At 40.4% G+C, this 19555-nt stretch carries 20 protein-coding genes; 18 read left to right on the top strand and 2 right to left on the bottom strand.

Features of this window, described 5'->3' with window-relative positions:
• Nucleotides 1-155: 155 nt before the first annotated feature.
• On the bottom strand, nucleotides 156-650 hold the full coding sequence (locus LRP81_RS07285; protein WP_230500611.1) for a hypothetical protein: 495 nt from the start codon (nucleotides 648-650) through the stop codon (nucleotides 156-158).
• A gap of 217 nt (nucleotides 651-867) precedes the next feature.
• Here LRP81_RS07285 and uvrB point away from each other — a divergent pair, with 217 nt between their 5' ends.
• On the top strand, nucleotides 868-2850 hold the full coding sequence (gene uvrB / locus LRP81_RS07290; protein WP_230500612.1) for an excinuclease ABC subunit UvrB: 1983 nt from the start codon (nucleotides 868-870) through the stop codon (nucleotides 2848-2850).
• Between the two features lie 7 nt (nucleotides 2851-2857).
• The gene (gene uvrA, locus LRP81_RS07295) at nucleotides 2858-5731 is read left to right on the top strand and encodes an excinuclease ABC subunit UvrA (RefSeq protein ID WP_230500613.1); all 2874 of its coding nucleotides are present in this window, start codon (nucleotides 2858-2860) and stop codon (nucleotides 5729-5731) included.
• A 149-nt stretch (nucleotides 5732-5880) separates the two neighbouring features.
• Here uvrA and LRP81_RS07300 read toward each other — a convergent pair whose 3' ends face one another.
• Nucleotides 5881-6285 carry a hypothetical protein gene (locus LRP81_RS07300; RefSeq protein ID WP_230500614.1) on the bottom strand — a complete coding sequence of 135 codons (405 nt, stop codon included), beginning with the start codon at nucleotides 6283-6285 and terminating at the stop codon, nucleotides 5881-5883.
• Between the two features lie 258 nt (nucleotides 6286-6543).
• Here LRP81_RS07300 and LRP81_RS07305 point away from each other — a divergent pair, with 258 nt between their 5' ends.
• The 16 genes from LRP81_RS07305 (at nucleotide 6544) to hisIE (ending at nucleotide 19209) form a co-directional block, all read left to right on the top strand.
• Nucleotides 6544-7731, top strand: coding sequence for a DUF4097 family beta strand repeat-containing protein (locus LRP81_RS07305; protein WP_230500615.1), 1188 nt, complete (start codon nucleotides 6544-6546; stop codon nucleotides 7729-7731).
• On the top strand, nucleotides 7728-7928 hold the full coding sequence (locus LRP81_RS07310; RefSeq protein ID WP_230500616.1) for a PspC domain-containing protein: 201 nt from the start codon (nucleotides 7728-7730) through the stop codon (nucleotides 7926-7928). Before LRP81_RS07305 ends, LRP81_RS07310 begins: the two co-directional genes overlap by 4 nt.
• Nucleotides 7928-8287 (top strand): phage holin family protein, encoded by a 360-nt coding sequence (locus LRP81_RS07315; protein ID WP_230500617.1) that lies wholly within the window; start codon nucleotides 7928-7930, stop codon nucleotides 8285-8287. Before LRP81_RS07310 ends, LRP81_RS07315 begins: the two co-directional genes overlap by 1 nt.
• Nucleotides 8288-8449: 162 nt before the next feature.
• Nucleotides 8450-9388, top strand: coding sequence for an HPr(Ser) kinase/phosphatase (hprK, locus tag LRP81_RS07320; RefSeq protein ID WP_230500618.1), 939 nt, complete (start codon nucleotides 8450-8452; stop codon nucleotides 9386-9388).
• Between the two features lie 36 nt (nucleotides 9389-9424).
• Nucleotides 9425-10267 carry a prolipoprotein diacylglyceryl transferase gene (gene lgt, locus LRP81_RS07325; RefSeq protein WP_230500619.1) on the top strand — a complete coding sequence of 281 codons (843 nt, stop codon included), beginning with the start codon at nucleotides 9425-9427 and terminating at the stop codon, nucleotides 10265-10267.
• Nucleotides 10268-10291: 24 nt separating this feature from the next.
• Nucleotides 10292-11230, top strand: coding sequence for a nucleoside recognition domain-containing protein (locus LRP81_RS07330; RefSeq protein ID WP_230500620.1), 939 nt, complete (start codon nucleotides 10292-10294; stop codon nucleotides 11228-11230).
• The gene (gene ppaX / locus LRP81_RS07335; RefSeq protein WP_230500621.1) at nucleotides 11227-11877 is read left to right on the top strand and encodes a pyrophosphatase PpaX; all 651 of its coding nucleotides are present in this window, start codon (nucleotides 11227-11229) and stop codon (nucleotides 11875-11877) included. The genes LRP81_RS07330 and ppaX overlap by 4 nt, the downstream gene beginning before the upstream one ends.
• A complete protein-coding gene (locus LRP81_RS07340) occupies nucleotides 11870-12382 on the top strand; it encodes an acyltransferase (RefSeq protein WP_230500622.1) in 513 nt (170 codons plus the stop codon). Before ppaX ends, LRP81_RS07340 begins: the two co-directional genes overlap by 8 nt.
• A 378-nt stretch (nucleotides 12383-12760) precedes the next feature.
• Nucleotides 12761-13942, top strand: a complete 1182-nt coding sequence (locus tag LRP81_RS07345) for an ATP phosphoribosyltransferase regulatory subunit (RefSeq protein ID WP_230500623.1) — start codon at nucleotides 12761-12763, stop codon at nucleotides 13940-13942.
• Nucleotides 13939-14571 (top strand): ATP phosphoribosyltransferase, encoded by a 633-nt coding sequence (gene hisG, locus LRP81_RS07350; protein ID WP_230500624.1) that lies wholly within the window; start codon nucleotides 13939-13941, stop codon nucleotides 14569-14571. The genes LRP81_RS07345 and hisG overlap by 4 nt, the downstream gene beginning before the upstream one ends.
• Nucleotides 14572-14575: 4 nt before the next feature.
• Nucleotides 14576-15841 (top strand): histidinol dehydrogenase, encoded by a 1266-nt coding sequence (gene hisD / locus LRP81_RS07355; protein ID WP_230500625.1) that lies wholly within the window; start codon nucleotides 14576-14578, stop codon nucleotides 15839-15841.
• Nucleotides 15842-15864: 23 nt separating this feature from the next.
• Complete coding sequence (gene hisB, locus LRP81_RS07360; protein WP_230500626.1) at nucleotides 15865-16452, top strand: imidazoleglycerol-phosphate dehydratase HisB; 588 nt, start codon at nucleotides 15865-15867, stop codon at nucleotides 16450-16452.
• A complete protein-coding gene (gene hisH, locus LRP81_RS07365; RefSeq protein ID WP_230500627.1) occupies nucleotides 16453-17088 on the top strand; it encodes an imidazole glycerol phosphate synthase subunit HisH in 636 nt (211 codons plus the stop codon).
• 1 nt (nucleotide 17089) lies between these two features.
• Complete coding sequence (gene hisA, locus LRP81_RS07370) at nucleotides 17090-17818, top strand: 1-(5-phosphoribosyl)-5-[(5-phosphoribosylamino)methylideneamino]imidazole-4-carboxamide isomerase (RefSeq protein WP_230500628.1); 729 nt, start codon at nucleotides 17090-17092, stop codon at nucleotides 17816-17818.
• The gene (gene hisF / locus LRP81_RS07375) at nucleotides 17819-18577 is read left to right on the top strand and encodes an imidazole glycerol phosphate synthase subunit HisF (RefSeq protein WP_230500629.1); all 759 of its coding nucleotides are present in this window, start codon (nucleotides 17819-17821) and stop codon (nucleotides 18575-18577) included.
• Nucleotides 18574-19209 carry a bifunctional phosphoribosyl-AMP cyclohydrolase/phosphoribosyl-ATP diphosphatase HisIE gene (hisIE, locus tag LRP81_RS07380; RefSeq protein WP_230500630.1) on the top strand — a complete coding sequence of 212 codons (636 nt, stop codon included), beginning with the start codon at nucleotides 18574-18576 and terminating at the stop codon, nucleotides 19207-19209. The genes hisF and hisIE overlap by 4 nt, the downstream gene beginning before the upstream one ends.
• Nucleotides 19210-19555: the final 346 nt, after the last annotated feature.

Raw genomic sequence — 19555 nt, forward strand, 5'->3', positions numbered from 1 at the left:
GCTCAAAAGTCTATATGCAAGATATGAAAGTTTACGTCAACTTTAATTGAACCGCCGTATACCGAACGGTACGTACGGTGGTGTGAGAGGTCGGGGGTTAGTCACCCCCTCCTACTCGATTACATAAAATTCCAATTACGACAAGCAATTGAGTATCATCTCGATTCATCCCTAACCTTCTCCTTTGCTTTTTCTTGATACTCTATCAATTCATCGAGTTCATCTGCAGTTGTTTCCTCTAAATGTGCTGGTCTTACTACCCATAATGGATCTTTCCCAAATGTCTCGCCATAGCCTATTAATAAACCTTTAAATGTAACGATATCGCCAACTTCCAGTGGTTGATTCAATTCCTCTGAAAATGTTACAAGTATTGATGGCAGAAGAGGCTCCTTAAGCTCAAAGGTCGAATCATTTTCTATCCTACTAACGGTTGCTGTCCATCGCACTGCTTTATCCTTATTACTTTTTATAAAATCATGAACATACTCACCGTCAATCTCGCTATATGTCAGTTCTGTTTCAGGAGCCTCTAATGCACGATCATCCAAGTAGTCCAGATGGAGCAAAGTATCAGGAATATCTCGTGAACAGGCAGTTAAACTAAATACTAGCGCTACCAACCATCCGAGTCTTAAAATCTTATTCAACATAAATCTCTCCAGTATGAGTTTTCTAATCTCTTTTCATGACTATGATAAGAATATAAAAAACCACTTTTAAACGCAACTTGGACGGGTATAGACATACATAATGTAGTGGAAAACAAAAAAACCGAATATCAGTTCGCATTTTTCTTGTGTTAAGGGTGGATTATGATAGAATATTGATAGATAACAATTGTACGGAAATGGAGGCACTTCGTGGATGGAACAGTTTGAGTTAGTGTCAGGGTATAAGCCAGGTGGCGATCAACCGACTGCAATAGCCGAGATAGTGGAAGGTATTAAAAATGGAAAAAAACATCAGACACTTCTGGGAGCAACAGGGACTGGGAAGACCTTTACCGTTTCAAATGTGATAAAGGCAGTCAATAAACCAACACTAATTATTGCCCATAACAAGACATTGGCTGGACAATTATATAGTGAGTTTAAGGAATTTTTCCCAAATAATGCTGTGGAATACTTTGTTAGTTATTACGATTACTATCAACCAGAGGCATATGTTCCTTCCACAGATACTTTCATTGAAAAAGATGCGAGCATTAATGATGAAATAGATAAGCTACGTCACTCAGCAACGGCTTCATTGTTTGAGCGCCAAGACGTCATTATTATCGCAAGTGTATCGTGTATTTATGGTTTAGGTTCGCCAGAAGAGTATCGAGACTTAGTCGTTTCTCTGAGAACAGGAATGGAAAAAGAACGAAACGCATTACTTCGTGATTTAGTGGATATACAATACGCGAGAAACGATATCGATTTCAAACGCGGTACTTTTCGAGTTCGTGGTGATGTGGTAGAAATTTTCCCTGCATCCCGAGACGAGCATTGTATTAGGGTCGAGTTTTTTGGTGATGAAATTGATCGTATAAGAGAAGTAAATGCATTAACAGGAGAAATACTTGGAGACCGCAATCATGTCTCTATTTTCCCTGCATCCCACTTCGTTACCCGTGAAGAAAAAATGAAAAAAGCGATTGTTAATATTCAGGCAGAGCTAGAGGAAAGATTAGCGGAACTGCGTGAAGCAGGAAAGCTTTTGGAAGCACAGCGCCTTGAACAGCGTTCTCGCTATGATTTAGAAATGATGGCAGAAATGGGCTTCTGTTCTGGAATTGAAAATTATTCCCGTCATTTGACATTACGGCCAGCTGGTTCCACTCCATATACTTTGATGGATTTCTTTCCAAAGGATTTCCTGTTAGTCATTGACGAGTCCCATGTAACGCTGCCTCAGATTAGGGGAATGTTTAACGGGGACCAGGCAAGAAAACAGGTGCTTGTGGACCATGGATTCAGACTTCCTTCTGCAAAGGATAATCGCCCGTTAAGATTTGAAGAGTTTGAAGAAAAGACTGCCCAACTTCTGTATGTCTCGGCAACACCGGGTCCGTATGAGTTAGATCATTCGCCAAAAATGGTACAGCAGATTATTCGTCCAACAGGATTATTAGATCCAACAATTGAAGTACGGCCAATTAAAGGACAAATTGATGACCTTATTGGAGAAATAAATGATCGCACCAAAAAGAACGAAAGAGTCTTAGTTACTACGTTAACGAAAAAAATGTCAGAAGATCTTACAGCTTATTTGAAGGAACTTGGCATTAAAGTGGCTTATTTACATTCGGAAATCAAGACGCTTGAGCGCATTGAGATCATTCGTGAACTTCGACTTGGGAAACATGATGTTCTAGTTGGCATCAACCTTTTAAGAGAGGGACTAGATATTCCGGAAGTCTCTCTTGTTACCATTCTCGACGCAGACAAAGAAGGCTTTCTTCGTTCTGAGCGTTCATTGATTCAAACAATAGGGCGTGCCGCACGAAATGCGAACGGTAAAGTCATCATGTATGCTGATAAAATCACAAAGTCAATGGATATCGCCCTTAATGAGACAAAAAGGCGCCGAGAAATTCAAGAAGCGTATAATGAAAAACATGGAATTACACCAACGACGATTCAGAAAAAAGTGCCTGAGTTAATCAGAGCCACTATGGTTGCAGAAGATGAGGGCCAATATGAAGGAAAAGTACCGGCACCACTGAGACCGAAGAACAAAAAAGAAAGAGAAAAGCTCATAGAAAGCATGGAGCAGGAGATGAAAGATGCTGCAAAAGCTCTAGATTTCGAACGTGCTGCAGAGCTTCGTGATCTCCTATTAGAGCTTAAAGCGGAAGGATGACAAAAGGATGGCAATGGATAAAATCGTAGTAAAAGGGGCCAGAGCCCATAACCTTAAGAATATTGATGTAACGATACCACGTGATAAACTTGTGGTGCTAACAGGGCTTTCTGGTTCGGGGAAAAGCTCTCTTGCCTTTGATACCATTTATGCAGAAGGTCAACGCAGGTATGTTGAGTCTCTATCCGCATATGCACGTCAGTTTCTTGGTCAGATGGATAAACCTGATGTGGATGCTATTGAAGGACTATCACCAGCCATTTCCATCGATCAGAAGACAACAAGCCGTAATCCTAGATCTACAGTAGGTACAGTAACGGAAATATATGACTATTTGCGTCTGCTTTTCGCAAGAGTGGGACGACCAACATGTCCAAAACACGGAATAGAAATCTCATCCCAGACTATAGAGCAAATGGTTGATCGGATTATGGAGTACCCAGAACGTACAAAAATGCAGATTCTCTCACCTGTTGTGCAGGGACGAAAGGGTACTCATGTAAAAACAATGGAAGACATCAAGAAGCAAGGGTATGTCCGAATCCGGGTAAATGGAGAAATGCTTGAAGTAACAGATGAGATTGAACTCGAGAAGAATAAAAAACATTCCATTGAAGTGGTAATTGATCGAATTATCGTAAAAGAAGGTGTGGAAACCCGACTTTCTGACTCTTTGGAAACAGCATTACGATTAGGTGAAGGAAAAGTCATTGTGGATATTATGGGAGAAGAAGAACTTCTTTTTAGTGAGCATCATGCATGTCCACAATGTGGATTTTCAATTGGAGAATTGGAACCAAGAATGTTTTCGTTCAACAGTCCATATGGAGCATGTCAAAAGTGTGATGGCTTAGGCACAAAACTTGAGGTAGATGTAGATCTGGTCATCCCTAATAGGAACCTGAGCTTAAAAGAGCACGCACTTGCTCCATGGGAGCCAACTAGCTCACAATATTATCCACAAATGCTAGAAGCGGTCTGTAACCATTACGGTATTGAAATGAATGTACCCGTTAATGAAATACCAAAGAATCTTTTGGAAAAAGTCCTTTATGGAAGTGGAAAAGAGGAAATCTACTTCCGTTTTGAAAACGACTTCGGACAAGTGCGAGAAAGCTATATCCACTTTGAAGGAGTTATCCCCAATGTGGAAAGACGGTATAAGGAAACAAGCTCTGACTATATTCGTGAGCAAATGGAAAAATACATGGCGCAGCAGCCTTGTCCAGCATGTAAAGGTAACCGATTGAAGCTAGAGGCTTTGTCTGTTTTAATAAATCAACAGCATATAGGAGATGTGACGAAATTCTCCATTGTGGAAGCAATTGATTTCTTTAATCAGTTAAACCTTACGGAAAAGGAACGGAAAATCGCGAACATGATTCTTCGTGAAATTCAAGAACGGTTAGGCTTCTTAAACAATGTCGGTCTTGATTATTTAACAATGAGCAGAGCAGCAGGTACCCTGTCAGGAGGAGAGGCACAGCGTATCCGTCTCGCCACCCAGATTGGTTCTCGCTTAACAGGCGTTCTTTATATTTTGGATGAACCATCGATCGGCCTTCATCAACGAGATAACGACCGTCTTATACAAACACTGAAAAATATGAGGGATATCGGAAATACGTTAATTGTCGTTGAGCATGATGAAGATACAATGCTTGCGGCGGATTATTTGCTTGATATCGGGCCTGGAGCAGGAGTACATGGTGGTCAAGTAATATCTGCAGGGACGCCTGAAGAAGTGATGAATGATAAGAAATCTTTAACAGGGCAATATCTATCTGGTAAAAAGTTCATTCCACTTCCAATAGAACGCAAAATAGTAAACGATCGCTTTCTTGAAATTAAAGGTGCAAATGAAAACAACTTAAAAAATGTAAATGTGAAAATTCCTCTTGGCTGTTTTGTTGCTGTTACCGGAGTGTCTGGTTCAGGGAAAAGTACCCTTATTAATGAGATTCTTCATAAAGCATTGGCACAACGACTGCATAACGCAAAAACAAAACCTGGAGAACATAAAGAAATAACAGGCATTGATTATCTTGATAAAGTGATAGATATCGACCAGTCTCCAATCGGAAGGACGCCAAGGTCTAACCCTGCCACATACACAGGAGTATTTGATGATATTCGTGATGTTTTTGCTTCTACGAATGAAGCGAAGGTACGCGGCTATAAAAAGGGTCGCTTTAGCTTCAATGTCAAAGGTGGACGATGTGAAGCATGCCGAGGGGATGGAATTATTAAAATTGAAATGCATTTCCTTCCCGATGTCTATGTTCCTTGTGAAGTGTGCCACGGCAAACGCTATAATCGTGAGACGTTGGAGGTCCAATATAAAGGGAAAAACATTGATGATATCTTAAAGATGACTGTTGAAGATGCTGTCAGCTTCTTTGAGAATATCCCTAAAATAAATCGTAAACTACAAACGATTTACGATGTGGGGCTTGGCTATATTACGCTTGGGCAACCTGCAACAACCCTTTCAGGAGGAGAAGCACAACGGGTAAAATTAGCATCAGAGCTCCATCGACGCTCCACAGGACGCTCTCTCTATATTCTTGATGAGCCGACGACGGGTCTTCATGTGGATGACATTTCAAGATTGCTTAAAGTATTACAACGACTTGTTGAGAATGGGGATACGGTCCTTGTTATTGAGCATAACCTGGATGTCATTAAAGCGGTGGACTATATGATAGATCTCGGTCCTGAAGGCGGGGATAAGGGTGGAACGATCATTGCTACAGGTACACCTGAAGAGGTGATTGAAGTCGAAGCATCCTATACAGGACAATATTTACGTCCAATATTACTGCGTGACCGTGACCGAATGGAACAAAAGGTCAAGCAAGTAGAAACAAGCAAGGCATAAAAAGAGGATGGTGGTTTCTAGTAGCCACCATCCTTTTATTACTGTTTAAAAAAGTAGTTTTCTGTTAGACAGTGTCTAACTTACCTAGACCCTCAATACTATAAGCTAAGACATCAAGATGGAAAAATCACCCTTCCTTTAACCTCGTCTTAATTTATCTCGTGTTCTTTTACCTTCCTCTCAATAATATCCTGTAAGAAACGAACATCCATTTCGTACGTATTATCCCGGAAGCGGATTTCTCCGATATTTTCATTCAGCTGTCCTTTTAAATGAAAGGAAGCACTCTGAATAATATACTCTTTTGTTTTGTTATCGTATTGAAAATCAGCCAGATCTATTTCGTTCATAACAACTGGTCGAATGGTAGATTCCACATAATTAGAGGAGGATTCAGTAAAGTCGGGTCCCAACACACCAAAAAATATTAACCCTGCAAGTACGAGTCCTATTATCAGCAATTTGGATAATAAGCTTTTTAAGAAAGGAATCACTACAAACAAAACGATAAGAACAATAATAATCGTCAGCAAATGGTCCATAATAAAATCCATACTATCACTCCTTCTCCATCATCTATATCCAAAATGAATATTCATTATAACATGTTAAGATCTATTGCTTCAAAGAAGACATGATAAGACTTGAGGCTTAGTTGTTACGGCTTAAAAATACTGCGGGGGTCTGAGACAAAAAAGTATGATTTATGCGACAATGAGAGTATAGAAGTTTGAAACTTTTTTAGTTGTGAATCGTATTTAATAATAGAGCAATTCAATGAAACGTAAATAAGGAAGAGGAGGAATTATCATATGGAAGAACGTAAACGCATTTTAAAGCTGGTGGAGGAAGGAAAACTTACTGCAGAAGAAGCGATTATTTTATTGGAGAGTTTGGAGAAAAATAGTGAAGAGAAACGCTCGAAACAGGATGAAATCGTATCTGAGCTTGCTAGAGATGCAAAAGGTTCCGAGGAAGCAGAAGATAATATTTTTCAAGCGTTATCCACGAATATTTTTTCGAGCTCTAATTCAAGAAAAAGTGGAAGTTCCTTTGATAAAGCAAAATTTGAAAAGCAGGCCTCCTCTTTTAAAAACAATATTATGGACTTCGTGGGAAGCGCCTTACAAAAGATAAAAGATCTAGATCTTGATTTTAACTTTGGACCATCCATTTCGATTCAACATATTTTCCAACAATCAGATGTACATCTACAACAGATTGACTTAGATGTGGCAAATGGTTCTGTGAAAGTAGTGCCTTGGCAGGAGAATGATGTGAAAATAGAATGTGAAGCAAAAGTATACGAAGAAAATTCTCAAGACGATGCAAGAAAAGCATTTTTAAGTGAAGTGTTATTCTCCATCGAGGCGGGTAAACTTCGATTCTCTGTTCAAAAGAAACACATTAAGGTACAGGCAACGGTTTATGTACCTGAGCGAGAATATGATAATCTACATGTACGTATGTTTAATGGACCGATTGACGGGGAAGGTTTACATGTAAAGTCCATGAAGCTCAAATCTGCTAATGGCTCGATTACGTGGAACAGATTAACGAGTGATTATATGGAAGTAGAGACAGCAAACGGCCATATAAGGCTAACAGATTGCAATTCAAAAGAATTGGAAGCCGAAACGATTAATGGAATGTTAAAAGTAAAAGGCGATATTGAAAAACTTGATTTGCAGAGCTTTAATGGAAATGTTGTCGGGGAATTGACAGGAAGTGCGGCACGCTCGATTCTAGCTAAAACGAAAACAGGAAGCGTGGACCTATTCCTTTCCACAGATAATGCGGTAGAGGCTGAACTTAAAACAAACCTTGGAAGTTTCACTTGTGAAATTCCGGGAATGGATGTGGTCGAGGAGAAAAATGAAGTGGTTCAAAAAGCCCTTCATTTCAAAGCTAATAAAGAAAATTCGCCGTTAACCTACATCATGGCAGAAACTACAACAGGATCCATACTAATTAAACCATACGAGGTGAAAGCTGAATGAAACAACTTATACGTTCTAAAAATGACAGAAAGCTTGCGGGAGTACTAGGAGGATTATCCCAATATATTGGATTGGATTCTACTCTATTACGAGTCATTTTTGTCATCCTATTATTCCCGACAGGCATCTTTCCATTGATTCTTACGTACTTTGTCCTTACGTTCCTAATGCCAAACGAAGCGAATGAAGTACATTAATGAGATGGTTTCTGAGTATTCTCATCAATGCATTAGTATTAATCGTTGTGGCAGGCTACTTTGATTCATTTGAACTGAGCGGAGTAGGAGCTGCAATTGTTGCCAGTCTTATCTTGGCAGTTTTGAATACCATCGTGAAGCCAATTCTAGTAATTTTGACTTTACCGGTAACGGTATTGAGTCTCGGACTTTTTTTGTTCGTCATCAATGCAGTGACCCTTATGCTGACAGCTGCATTAATGGGGGATGCTTTTAATATTGATGGCTTTGGAACCGCAATTTTGGCGGCAATTGTCATCTCCCTCCTAAACGTATTGATTCAAAAAGTAGTTGTGGAGCCTTTACAAAAGAGAAATTGACTTGATTAGATGCGGGCCTGGTGTTTACTAGGCTTGCTTTTTTACGTTATATGAGTTTCACAACCCTCCCTACTTAATAAATAAGACAAATAGTGCTAAAATGAGAAAAGATTAAAGTTAGATGTTCCATGATGTGTTTGAAACACGAAGGAGGGCTTTACAGTGCCAAAGGTTCGGACAAAGGACTTGATAGAGAAATTTCATTTTGAATTAATAAGTGGGGAAGAGGGAATTAATCGTCCAATTGGAACGAGTGATATCTCCCGTCCTGGAATTGAGATAGCAGGCTTTTTTACATATTATCCAGCAGAACGGATTCAGTTACTTGGAAAAACAGAACTATCCTTTTTTGAAAGGCTGACTCCTAAAGAGAAAAAGGAACGGATGAGTCAGCTTTGTACAGATATCACACCTGGTATTATCGTATCAAGAGATATGGAAGTGCCACCTGAATTAATAGAGGCAGCAGAATACGAAAGTGTCCCACTCATGCGATCGCCAATGAAAACAACTAGGTTGTCCTCACATTTGACCAACTACCTAGAAGGGAAGCTTGCACCAACAACAGCTGTTCATGGGGTTCTTGTAGACATTTACGGTGTTGGAGTACTCATTACAGGGAAAAGCGGTGTCGGGAAAAGTGAAACAGCATTAGAATTGGTTAAAAGAGGTCACAGACTTGTGGCAGACGATTGTGTGGAAATTAGACAGGAAGATACAGATACCCTTATTGGAAACTCTCCGGAACTAATTGAGCATCTGCTCGAAATTAGAGGACTAGGCATTATTAATGTCATGACATTATTTGGTGCAGGTGCCATCCGAAGTTATAAACGGATAACACTTGTCATAAACCTTGAATTGTGGGATAAGAACAAACAGTATGACCGAGTGGGCCTCGATGAAGAAAAAATGAAAATTATTGATACAGAAATAACTAGGCTAACGGTTCCTGTACGACCTGGTCGAAACCTGGCAGTAATTATTGAAGTGGCAGCAATGAACTTCCGCTTGAAACGGATGGGAATGAATGCAGCTGAACAGTTCTCCAACCGTTTATCAGGTGTAATCAATAGTGAAAGCGAGCAAGAAGACATTTAAAAATATAGTTTAAAAAGAAGATGGAGTGTGGGGAATATGCTAATTGGAAACATTCAGCCATTGGATCCGATTCTTATCAATTGGCCAATCACCATTTACTGGTATGGTGCGATTATAGGAACAGGTGCACTGCTTGGGTTATGGATAGCCACAAAAGAAGGTGAAAAAAGAGGTCTTAATAAAGATATTTTTGTAGATCTTGTCTTGTTTGCAATACCAATTGCTATTATTTGTGCCCGTCTATACTATGTTATTTTTCAATGGGATCATTACTCTCAAAACCCTGGGGATATCATAAAAATTTGGGAAGGTGGACTTGCCATCCATGGCGGTCTCATCGGTGCTGTTGCAACAGGTGTTGTTTTTGCCAGAGTCAGAGGACTCTCCTTCTGGAAACTAGCAGACATTGCAGCACCAAGCATTATTCTTGGGCAAGCGATTGGTCGCTGGGGGAACTTCATGAACCAAGAGGCACATGGAGGTCCTGTGACAAGAGAGTTTTTAGAAGGATTACATCTGCCGGAATTTATCGTCAATCAGATGTACATCAATGGCACCTATTACCACCCGACTTTTCTATATGAATCACTTTGGAATATAGTTGGATTTGGGCTGTTATTATTACTAAGAAAAGTAAACCTGAAGCGTGGAGAACTTTTCTTAAGCTATGTCATTTGGTATTCTATTGGTCGCTTTTTTATAGAGGGATTACGAACAGACAGCTTAATGCTTACGGAAAACTTAATGATTGCACAAGTTATCTCTATCGCACTCATCATTCTTTCCATTACACTCATTATTGTTCGAAGAGTTTTAGGGTATGCTACTCATCGTTACCTTGATCCTGAAACCAATACAAAAATAGAAACAACAAAGTAAGCGATGTTTCGGGGGGAGAGCATCATGTTACAAACATTTAAACGGGGACTTATGGTTGGATTGAAAACAACATGGACTCTTGGAAAAGTTATTTTTCCAGTGACTCTTTTAGTTGGTATCCTTCAACATACGCCAATACTGCAATATATCATACAGGCAATTGCACCGATAATGGGGATATTCGGTCTCTCTGGAGAGGCTGCGATTCCATTGGTTATTGGGAATTTTCTAAATCTCTACGCAGGTATTGGAGCCATTCTTACATTAGATCTTACGGTAAAAGAAGTCTTTATTTTAGCGGTGATGCTTTCTTTTTCCCATAACTTGTTGATTGAGTCATCAGTTGCCGCTAAGGTAGGCATAAAAATTTGGGTGATTCTAGCTGTTAGACTGGGACTTGCCTTTTTCGCTGGAATTATTATTAATCTAGCTTGGAATGGTGGCGGAGAGCTTGCTAAGTATGGAATGATTGCAAAATCAGATGAGGCAGTCAGCGGTTTCTTTCCAATATTGTTGGATGCAACCCAACGTGGATTAATGGGAATACTCCAGTTAGCAATCATCGTTATCCCACTAATGATTATCGTTCAGTACATGAAAGAGCTCGGTTGGCTCAACATGTTTTCTAAATGGATGAGTCCATTTACTAGAATGCTTGGAATGAAAGAAAACACCTCAACCACCATGGCTGCCGGATTACTTATTGGACTTGCATATGGAGCTGGAGTAATGATTCAGGCTGTAAAAGAAGATAATGTAAGCAAGAAGGATATTACATTGGCCTTTATTTTTCTTGTCGCTTGCCATGCCGTAATAGAAGATACATTAATCTTTATCCCGCTCGGTATCCCTGTTTGGCCATTACTATTAATTCGCATTGTCACAGCTGTGGTGTTAACTATTGCTGTTGCTTATATTTGGAAACGAATGGAACTTGCTAAAGGAAAGGAAGCAATCTTATGACGATCAATACAGTACTATTTGATTTAGACGGCACATTAATTGATACAAATGATTTGATTATTGAATCATTTCTTCACACTTTGAATTATTACTATCCTGACAAGTATCAGCGGAATGATGTACTCCCTTTTCTCGGTCCACCTCTTTACGAAACATTCGTAAAAATGGATGAAGCAAACGTGGAAGAGATGGTGACCTATTACCGTAATTTCAATATGGCTAAACATGATGAATTGGTAAAGGAGTTTGAAGGGGTTTACGAAACTGTCAAGCTTCTTCATGAAAAAGGGTTGAAACTTGGAATTGTCACAACCAAAATGCGACAGACAGTAGTTATGGGTCTAAAGCTTACAGGACTTGATCAATTTTTTGAAATAGTTGTCTGCTTAGACGATGTTACCAATGCCAAACCAGATCCAGAACCGATTCACCTGGCACTTCAGCAGCTTGACTCCAGGCCGGAAGAAGCCATTATGGTTGGGGACAATTATCACGATATTTTAGCAGGGAAAAATGCTGGAACAAAAACAGCAGCAGTAAGCTGGACAATCAAAGGTGTGGAATATCTGCAAACCTTTGAACCTGATTACATGCTGAGACATATGGAAGATTTGTTACCAATTGTCGGAGTGAACAAGGGTGAGTAGAAGAACAACCCGTTTCCCTGTCGAAGGTGCAAACTCCCTATGGCATGTGTATAAAACGGTACCTTTTATAAAAGTGGTGAAAAATTTCATCGTCATTCAACTTGCGAGGTATACTCCTTTTCTTGGAATGAAAAACTGGCTTTTTCGTACCTTCTTACGCATGAAGGTAGGCGACCAGACCTCTTTCGCGCTAATGGTCATGCTAGATGTTATGTTTCCAGAAAAGATTAGTGTTGGCCGCAATACAGTCATCGGTTATAACACAACCATTCTTGCACATGAATATTTAGTAAAGGAATACCGTCTCGGTGATGTCCAAATTGGCAGTGAGGTCATGATCGGTGCGAATACAACCATCCTCCCTGGAGTGGTCATTGGAGACGGTGCCATCGTATCTGCCGGTACACTAGTACATAAAGACGTCCCAGAAGGAGCCTTTGTCGGAGGGAATCCAATGCGAGTCATCTATACGAAAGAAGAAATGCAAGAGCGATTGAAGCTATAAAGCTCTTCCAATAAGCTGGATGGAAAATGCCAATTTCCATCCGGCTTTTTTTTTGTCTCTTTTAGTCGGGAAAAGCATAGAAATGATTATTCTAAATAATTCAGTTAAGTTGACATTTGATCTATAGGAAAAGTAGAAAAAGTGGGCCTTTAAAAGGCTTTTACGTCAGGTTAGGTATCCAAATGAATAAATGAGGGAAATAGAAAAAGGGAAGTATTTACGAAAGAGTGAGCACTTCTTTTAGCAGAGAGGTATCTTCTGTTTTTTCTATTCAAAGTTAGTATAGTGCCTTGACCTATCCGCTTCATTTTGTTAGTATATTACCATATTAGTGAACTAAAGTATTCGGAATTATTTTAAAAAGGTGGCTATCCACTCATGACAAAACCATTTATGTTTGAGAAACCATTAGGAATGCGGGATACGCTTCCTTCTTTATACGAAGCTAAAAAAAGTGTGAGAAATAAGATGATAAGAGAAATTGGTCAATGGGGTTATCAATTTATGGAGACTCCGACACTGGAATACTATGAAACAGTAGGGGAAGCATCTGCTATTCTAGATCAACAGCTCTTTAAATTGCTCGATCAACAGGGTCATACACTTGTACTTAGACCAGACATGACCGCACCAATCGCAAGGGTAGCGGCATCCAGACTTAAAAATGATGGCTATCCACAAAGACTTGCATATTCTACAAATGTATTTCGAGCTCAGCAAAATGAAGCGGGTCGACCGGCGGAATTTGAGCAAATTGGAACTGAATGTATTGGGGATAGATCCATCAGTGCAGATGCAGAAATGATAGCTTTAATGGTGTCACTTTTACAAAAAGTAAATGTTAAAACGTACACCATCGCTATTGGTCATATCGGGTTTTTACATGGGATATTCCTTGAGATAGTCGGTACAGAAGAGCGAGCAGCAACATTAAGAAGATTTTTATACGAGAAAAATTATGTAGGTTACCGGGAGCATGTAAAACAGTTACCTCTATCCTCCATTGATAAAAGGAGATTGTTGCATTTACTAAAACTAAGAGGGGATTTTTCAAATATTCAACAGGCCAAAGAAGTTCTAGAAGGAGAAGCAGGAAAAAATGCGTTGGAAGATTTGGACCAACTTTGGACCATGCTTAAAGCTTACGGAGTGACGGATGCTGTGAAGCTGGATTTAACTATCGTCAGTCATATGAGCTACTATACTGGCATTGTGTTTGAATCCTATGCAGATAATGTAGGCTTTCCAATTGGTAATGGTGGCCGCTACGATAAATTGTTTGAGAAATTTGACCGTGAACAATCTGCGACAGGCTTTGGCATCAATCTTGATCGACTATTAGAAGCAATCGAAGTGAAAAAATTGGAGCCTGTTATTCATGGTATTTTATTCAGTCAGGAGAGAAGGATGGAGGCCATTGCTTTTGCTAATCAAAAGCGTAAAGACGGGGAAAAAGTGATACTTCAGGATATTGCCGGAGTAGAGAATGTAGATGCTTGTACTGCTTCATTCGCTGAGGTTACCTTTTTTCTTGGAAAAACAAGAAAGGAGAGCGAATGATGAGCGTACTGACAGTTGCTATGCCAAAAGGGAGAATTTTTCAAGATGCAGCAGCCTTGATGGTGAAAGCGGGTTATCAAATTCCTCCTGACCTTGAAGATTCTCGAAAATTAATTATCGACGTTTCAGCTGAAAATATGCGATTTATTTTAGCAAAGCCGATGGATGTCGCGACTTACGTGGAGCAAGGAGTTGCGGATATCGGGATTGCTGGGAAAGATGTCATGCTAGAAGAGGAGCGGGATGTATACGAAGTATTAGATCTGAAAATAAGTGAATGTTATCTGGCGGTGGCAGGACTTCCCGGAACGGAAATGAAAGATGTAGCACCTAAGATTGCAACAAAATATCCGAACATTGCCTCAAGCTACTACCGTGAACAAGGGGAGCAGGTGGAGATAATTAAACTTAATGGTTCCATTGAACTAGCACCTTTAATCGGTTTGTCAGATAGGATTGTGGACATTGTATCCACAGGGCGTACATTAAAGGAAAACGGTTTAGTAGAATTCGAACGTATTGTGGATATCACATCACGACTTATTGTTAATCCAGTAAGCTACCGTCTGAAAGATCAGCAAATTGATTTGCTTGTTAACCGATTAGCTTCAGTTGTTGAGGAGGATTAAAGAGATGAAAATAAATAAAATCGAGGGGACTGTATCATTACGCCGTTCTTTAGATCAGGGAACGGAAGTGCAGAGAAAAGCAGTACTGAATGTGATCGAGCACGTAAAAGAAGCTGGGGATAATGCGTTATTTACTTATACAGAAAAATGGGATGGAGCCAAGTTATCCACCTTGAAAGTATCAAAAGCTGAAATAGAGCAAGCATATCAAGATATTTCTCCACAAATTATCCCCATTATTCACGAAGCTGCGGAGAATATACGCAATTTTCACCAAAAACAAGTCAAGCAATCATGGTTATCCACAAAGCAAGATGGTACCATTCTAGGGCAACAAGTAACAGCGCTCGATGCGGTTGGAGTATATGTACCTGGTGGGAAAGCGGCATATCCATCATCTGTTCTGATGAACGTGATTCCTGCACAGGTAGCTGGTGTAGAGCGGATAGCGATGGTAAGTCCACCTGCATCGGATGGTTCCTTGCCCACAGGAGTGTTAGTTGCTGCCGATATTTTAGGAGTAGAAGAAATCTACAAAGTAGGTGGTGCACAGGCAATTGCAGCTCTTGCATATGGAACGGAAACCATTAAAGCTGTGGATAAAATAGTAGGCCCTGGGAATATCTTTGTTGCTCTAGCAAAAAAAGAAGTGTATGGAATGGTGGATATCGACAGTATTGCAGGACCAAGTGAAATTGTCGTACTGGCAGATGACACGGCAAAAGCCAATGAAATTGCAGCTGACCTCCTTTCTCAAGCAGAACATGATGAGCGGGCATCTAGTGTTCTAGTAACAACTTCTGAACTGCTTGCAGAGGCAGTGAAGGTGGAGGTAGAAAAGCAATTGGTCGATCTTCCAAGAGAGTCTATTGCAAGAGCCGCATTAGAGGAGTACGGAGCAATTTATATTACTAGTTCAATGAAGGAAGCCTTACATGTTGTGAATGAATTGGCACCTGAGCATTTAGAAGTGATGACAGCTGAACCGATGAATCTTTTACCATATATCAAGCATGCAGGAGCAATATTTCTTGGTAGATACAGCTCTGAGCCGATTGGGGATTATTTTGCAGGACCAAACCACGTACTTCCAACAAACGGTACCGCTCGTTTTTCTAGCGGGTTGTCTGTGGATGAATTTATAAAAAAATCAAGTATTGTCATGTATAGTGAACAAGCATTAATTGATTCTGTGGATAAGATTGCTGCTTTTGCCAGATTGGAAGGCTTGGAAGCACATGCAAGGGCAGTTGAATCGAGATTTAAATGAACAAAAAGTGAGGGGAAGTCAAGATGACACGAACAGCAAGTATCAAAAGAAACACTAATGAAACACAGATACAGCTTACTTTTTCAGTGGATGGTGAGGGGGAAGCAAAGCTTGAGACACCTGTCCCTTTTATGACCCATATGCTGGATTTATTCACGAAACATGGGCAATTCAATTTAGACCTCCAGGCAAAGGGGGATGTGGATATTGATGATCATCATACAACAGAAGATATTGGTATTTGCCTTGGGCAAGCAGTAAAGGATGCACTTGGGGATAAAGTGGGGATAAAAAGATATGGAAATGCTTTTGTTCCAATGGATGAAGCACTTGCACAGGTGGTGGTGGATTTAAGTAATCGTCCGCATCTTGAAATAAGGGCTGACTTTCCAAGCCAAAAGGTAGGGACATTTGATACAGAGCTTGTTCATGAATTTCTCTGGAAGCTGGCACTTGAGGCGCGTATGAACCTGCACGTGATTGTCCACTATGGAACGAACACACACCACATTATTGAAGCAATTTTTAAAGCACTAGGCAGAGCACTTGATGAAGCAACGACCACTGATTCTCGTATTAAAGGAGTACCGTCCACGAAGGGAATGTTATAAATGATTGGCATCATAGATTATGGAATGGGGAACTTGTATAGTGTCAGCAAAGCATTGGAGAGGTTGAATGTGGATTATATCATTTCCAATGAACAGGAGGTCCTTTTTGACACAGATGGATTGATTCTTCCTGGTGTTGGTTCCTTCAAGGATGCGATGTCAATCTTAAAGAAAACGGGATTGGACACATTTATTAAGGGTGAAGCAGTCAGGGGGAAAAAACTGCTAGGAATTTGTCTTGGCATGCAACTGTTATATGAAGAAAGTGAAGAGAATGGCGTTACAGAAGGTTTATCATTGTTAAATGGGAAAGTGGAACGTTTTCCAGGTGTGTCCAAAGGTAGTGGGTTGAATTATAAGGTTCCACACATGGGATGGAACAAGCTAAACTTTCATCAAGATTCTCCCATTCTAAATCGTGTTCCAGAGGATTACGTATACTTTGTACATTCCTATTATGTAAAAGATTATAAAAATGAAGAATTGCTTGCTAGCAGTGAATATGACGTTCAAGTACCTGCAGTTGTAGGCAGAAGAAATGTGTTTGGTACTCAATTTCATCCTGAAAAGAGCAGCATTGTCGGAATGTCCATTTTGCGAAATTTTGTAAAGCTGGTAAAGGAAGAGGAGCGATAATATGAGTTTTACTATTTATCCTGCTATCGACATGCGTGATGGAAAATGTGTTCGTCTGCTGCAGGGAGATTACACGAAAGAAACGGTTTATGGGGACTCTCCATATGAGATGGCATCACAGTTTGTGGAACAAGGAGCAAAATGGATACATATGGTCGATCTTGACGGTGCAAAGGCTGGAAATCCTGTGAATGACCGTTTTGTGTTGCAGGTTGCCCGTGAATTAAACGTACGTGTGCAAATAGGCGGAGGAATTCGCTCAGCTAAAGATGTAGAGTACTATTTATCTCAAGGAGTTGACCGCGTTATTTTAGGTAGCGCAGCCATTCACCAACCTAGTTTTGTTCGTGAAATGCTCTCCAAGTATGGCTCGAAGATTGCGATTGGATTGGACGCCAAGGATGGATATGTTGCCACGGAAGGGTGGATGGAAACATCAACCGTCAAGGCAACTCTCCTTGGTAAAGAACTTGCAGATGCTGGAGCAAAGACGTTTATTTTTACAGACATCGCTACAGATGGCATGTTATCAGGCCCGAATGTGGAGGCAACCGTTGAACTAGCACGAGTGACTGGTGTTGCTGTCATTGCCTCTGGTGGGGTAAGTTCGACTGCGGATTTAAAAAAACTTCGAAAGTTTTCGGCTGAAGGTGTTGCAGGTTCCATTGTTGGCAAAGCAATCTACACGAATAAAATAAATTTGGCTAGTGCGTTAAAAGAGGTGTATTAAATGCTGACGAAACGAATAATCCCCTGCTTAGATGTAAAGGATGGCCGTGTTGTAAAGGGTGTACAGTTTGTGGAATTACGTGATGCTGGGGACCCGGTCGAACTGGCAGCATTCTACGATCTGGAGGGCGCTGATGAACTAGTATTCCTCGATATTTCTGCCTCTCATGAAGGTCGAGAAACGATGGTGGATGTAGTGGAACAGGTCGCTGCAACTTTAGCTATTCCTTTTACAGTGGGTGGAGGGATTAACAAAATTGATGATATGAAACGAATGCTTCGCGCAGGTGCTGACAAAGTTTCATTAAATACTGCTGCATTATTAAACCCAACACTGATTAAAGTCGGGGCAGATTTCTTTGGTTCTCAGTGTATTGTCGTGGCTATTGATGCGAAATATGATGAAAGCATCAATTCGTGGAAAGTCTATACACACGGTGGACGCAGAGAGACAGATTGGGAGGTTGTTGCCTGGGCACAAGAAGCGGCCCGCCTTGGTGCGGGAGAAATTCTTTTGACAAGTATGGACAGTGACGGAGAGAAGAAGGGCTATAACATCGCTTTGACGAAAGCAGTGAGTGAAGCAATCAGAATTCCGGTCATTGCATCAGGTGGTGCAGGAAATGCAGCTCATTTTCTTGAAATCTTTGATCATGGAGTTGCCGATGCCGCACTTGCCGCTTCCATTTTCCATTATAAAGAAACATCCGTAAAAGAAGTGAAAAACTATTTACGAGAAAAAGGGGTGCCTGTTCGATGATTCAATTAGAAAGAGTGAAATTTGATGAAAGAGGACTTGTCCCTGCCATTGTTCAAAATGCTGTGACTAAAGAGGTACTAACCTTAGCGTATATGAATCGCGAATCCCTTGCAAAAACAGTAGATACGCGGGAAACCTGGTTCTGGAGCCGTTCTAGGCAGGAGCTTTGGCATAAGGGTGCGACTTCTGGGAACACACAGAAGGTAGTGGGAATGCGTTATGATTGTGATCAAGACGCTATCCTTCTCCTAGTCGAACCGAATGGACCTGCATGTCATAAAGGAGAGGTAAGTTGTTTCCATGATGTAATTTTGGAAACTAGGGAAATGGATAATTCCTTCCACGCATCGATTTTGGCTCAACTTGAAACGGTGATTGCTTCCCGTGCGGACAAAAGGCCAAAAGACTCTTATACGACATACCTTTTTACTGAAGGGGTCGATAAAATATTGAAGAAGGTAGGAGAAGAAGCCGCCGAGGTCATTATCGCTGCAAAAAATCGCGATAAAGGCGAGCTCACCTGGGAAGTAGCAGATCTTCTTTTTCATGTAATGGTGCTACTGCGTGAACAAGACGTCAACCTTGAAGAAGTATTGGCAGTTCTAACAGAGCGCCATGGAAGCGGTAAGTAACAGAGCTATTTTTTAACTTTTGGAGCACTAACCAATATTCGTTGTTATTTTTGGCGGCGTAGGTATGATTTAGAGCTGCTCGCTGGATTTATGCATATTTTCATGGGTATATCGATAGTTTGGGAGCGGTTATGGATATTTTCAGTGACTTATTCGATATATTGGGAGCCGTTATCGATAAATTCCTCGACTTTATCGATAAATTGTAGCAGTGACCAAAAATTGCGGTTATTCTTGGCAGCATGCACGATTTGATTTGTATCTATATGTTGGGTGGTTCCCTCTCCTGTTTCTATCTATTCTTCGAATACTAATTTTATGGAAAACACCTGTTGTTTTCCTAAAC

This window comes from Sutcliffiella rhizosphaerae (assembly GCF_917563925.1).
Lineage (GTDB): Bacteria > Bacillota > Bacilli > Bacillales > Bacillaceae_I > Sutcliffiella_A > Sutcliffiella_A rhizosphaerae.

Excerpts from the sequence above, each read along its gene's own strand:
- uvrB (WP_230500612.1), top strand. The coding sequence starts at position 868 with ATGGAACAGTTTGAGTTAGTGTCAGGGTATAAGCCAGGTGGCGATCAA.
- uvrA (WP_230500613.1), top strand. The coding sequence starts at position 2,858 with ATGGCAATGGATAAAATCGTAGTAAAAGGGGCCAGAGCCCATAACCTT.
- LRP81_RS07300 (WP_230500614.1), bottom strand. The coding sequence starts at position 6,285 with ATGGATTTTATTATGGACCATTTGCTGACGATTATTATTGTTCTTATC.
- LRP81_RS07305 (WP_230500615.1), top strand. The coding sequence starts at position 6,544 with ATGGAAGAACGTAAACGCATTTTAAAGCTGGTGGAGGAAGGAAAACTT.
- LRP81_RS07310 (WP_230500616.1), top strand. The coding sequence starts at position 7,728 with ATGAAACAACTTATACGTTCTAAAAATGACAGAAAGCTTGCGGGAGTA.
- LRP81_RS07315 (WP_230500617.1), top strand. The coding sequence starts at position 7,928 with ATGAGATGGTTTCTGAGTATTCTCATCAATGCATTAGTATTAATCGTT.
- lgt (WP_230500619.1), top strand. The coding sequence starts at position 9,425 with ATGCTAATTGGAAACATTCAGCCATTGGATCCGATTCTTATCAATTGG.
- LRP81_RS07330 (WP_230500620.1), top strand. The coding sequence starts at position 10,292 with ATGTTACAAACATTTAAACGGGGACTTATGGTTGGATTGAAAACAACA.
- ppaX (WP_230500621.1), top strand. The coding sequence starts at position 11,227 with ATGACGATCAATACAGTACTATTTGATTTAGACGGCACATTAATTGAT.
- LRP81_RS07345 (WP_230500623.1), top strand. The coding sequence starts at position 12,761 with ATGACAAAACCATTTATGTTTGAGAAACCATTAGGAATGCGGGATACG.
- hisG (WP_230500624.1), top strand. The coding sequence starts at position 13,939 with ATGATGAGCGTACTGACAGTTGCTATGCCAAAAGGGAGAATTTTTCAA.
- hisD (WP_230500625.1), top strand. The coding sequence starts at position 14,576 with ATGAAAATAAATAAAATCGAGGGGACTGTATCATTACGCCGTTCTTTA.
- hisB (WP_230500626.1), top strand. The coding sequence starts at position 15,865 with ATGACACGAACAGCAAGTATCAAAAGAAACACTAATGAAACACAGATA.
- hisH (WP_230500627.1), top strand. The coding sequence starts at position 16,453 with ATGATTGGCATCATAGATTATGGAATGGGGAACTTGTATAGTGTCAGC.
- hisA (WP_230500628.1), top strand. The coding sequence starts at position 17,090 with ATGAGTTTTACTATTTATCCTGCTATCGACATGCGTGATGGAAAATGT.
- hisF (WP_230500629.1), top strand. The coding sequence starts at position 17,819 with ATGCTGACGAAACGAATAATCCCCTGCTTAGATGTAAAGGATGGCCGT.
- hisIE (WP_230500630.1), top strand. The coding sequence starts at position 18,574 with ATGATTCAATTAGAAAGAGTGAAATTTGATGAAAGAGGACTTGTCCCT.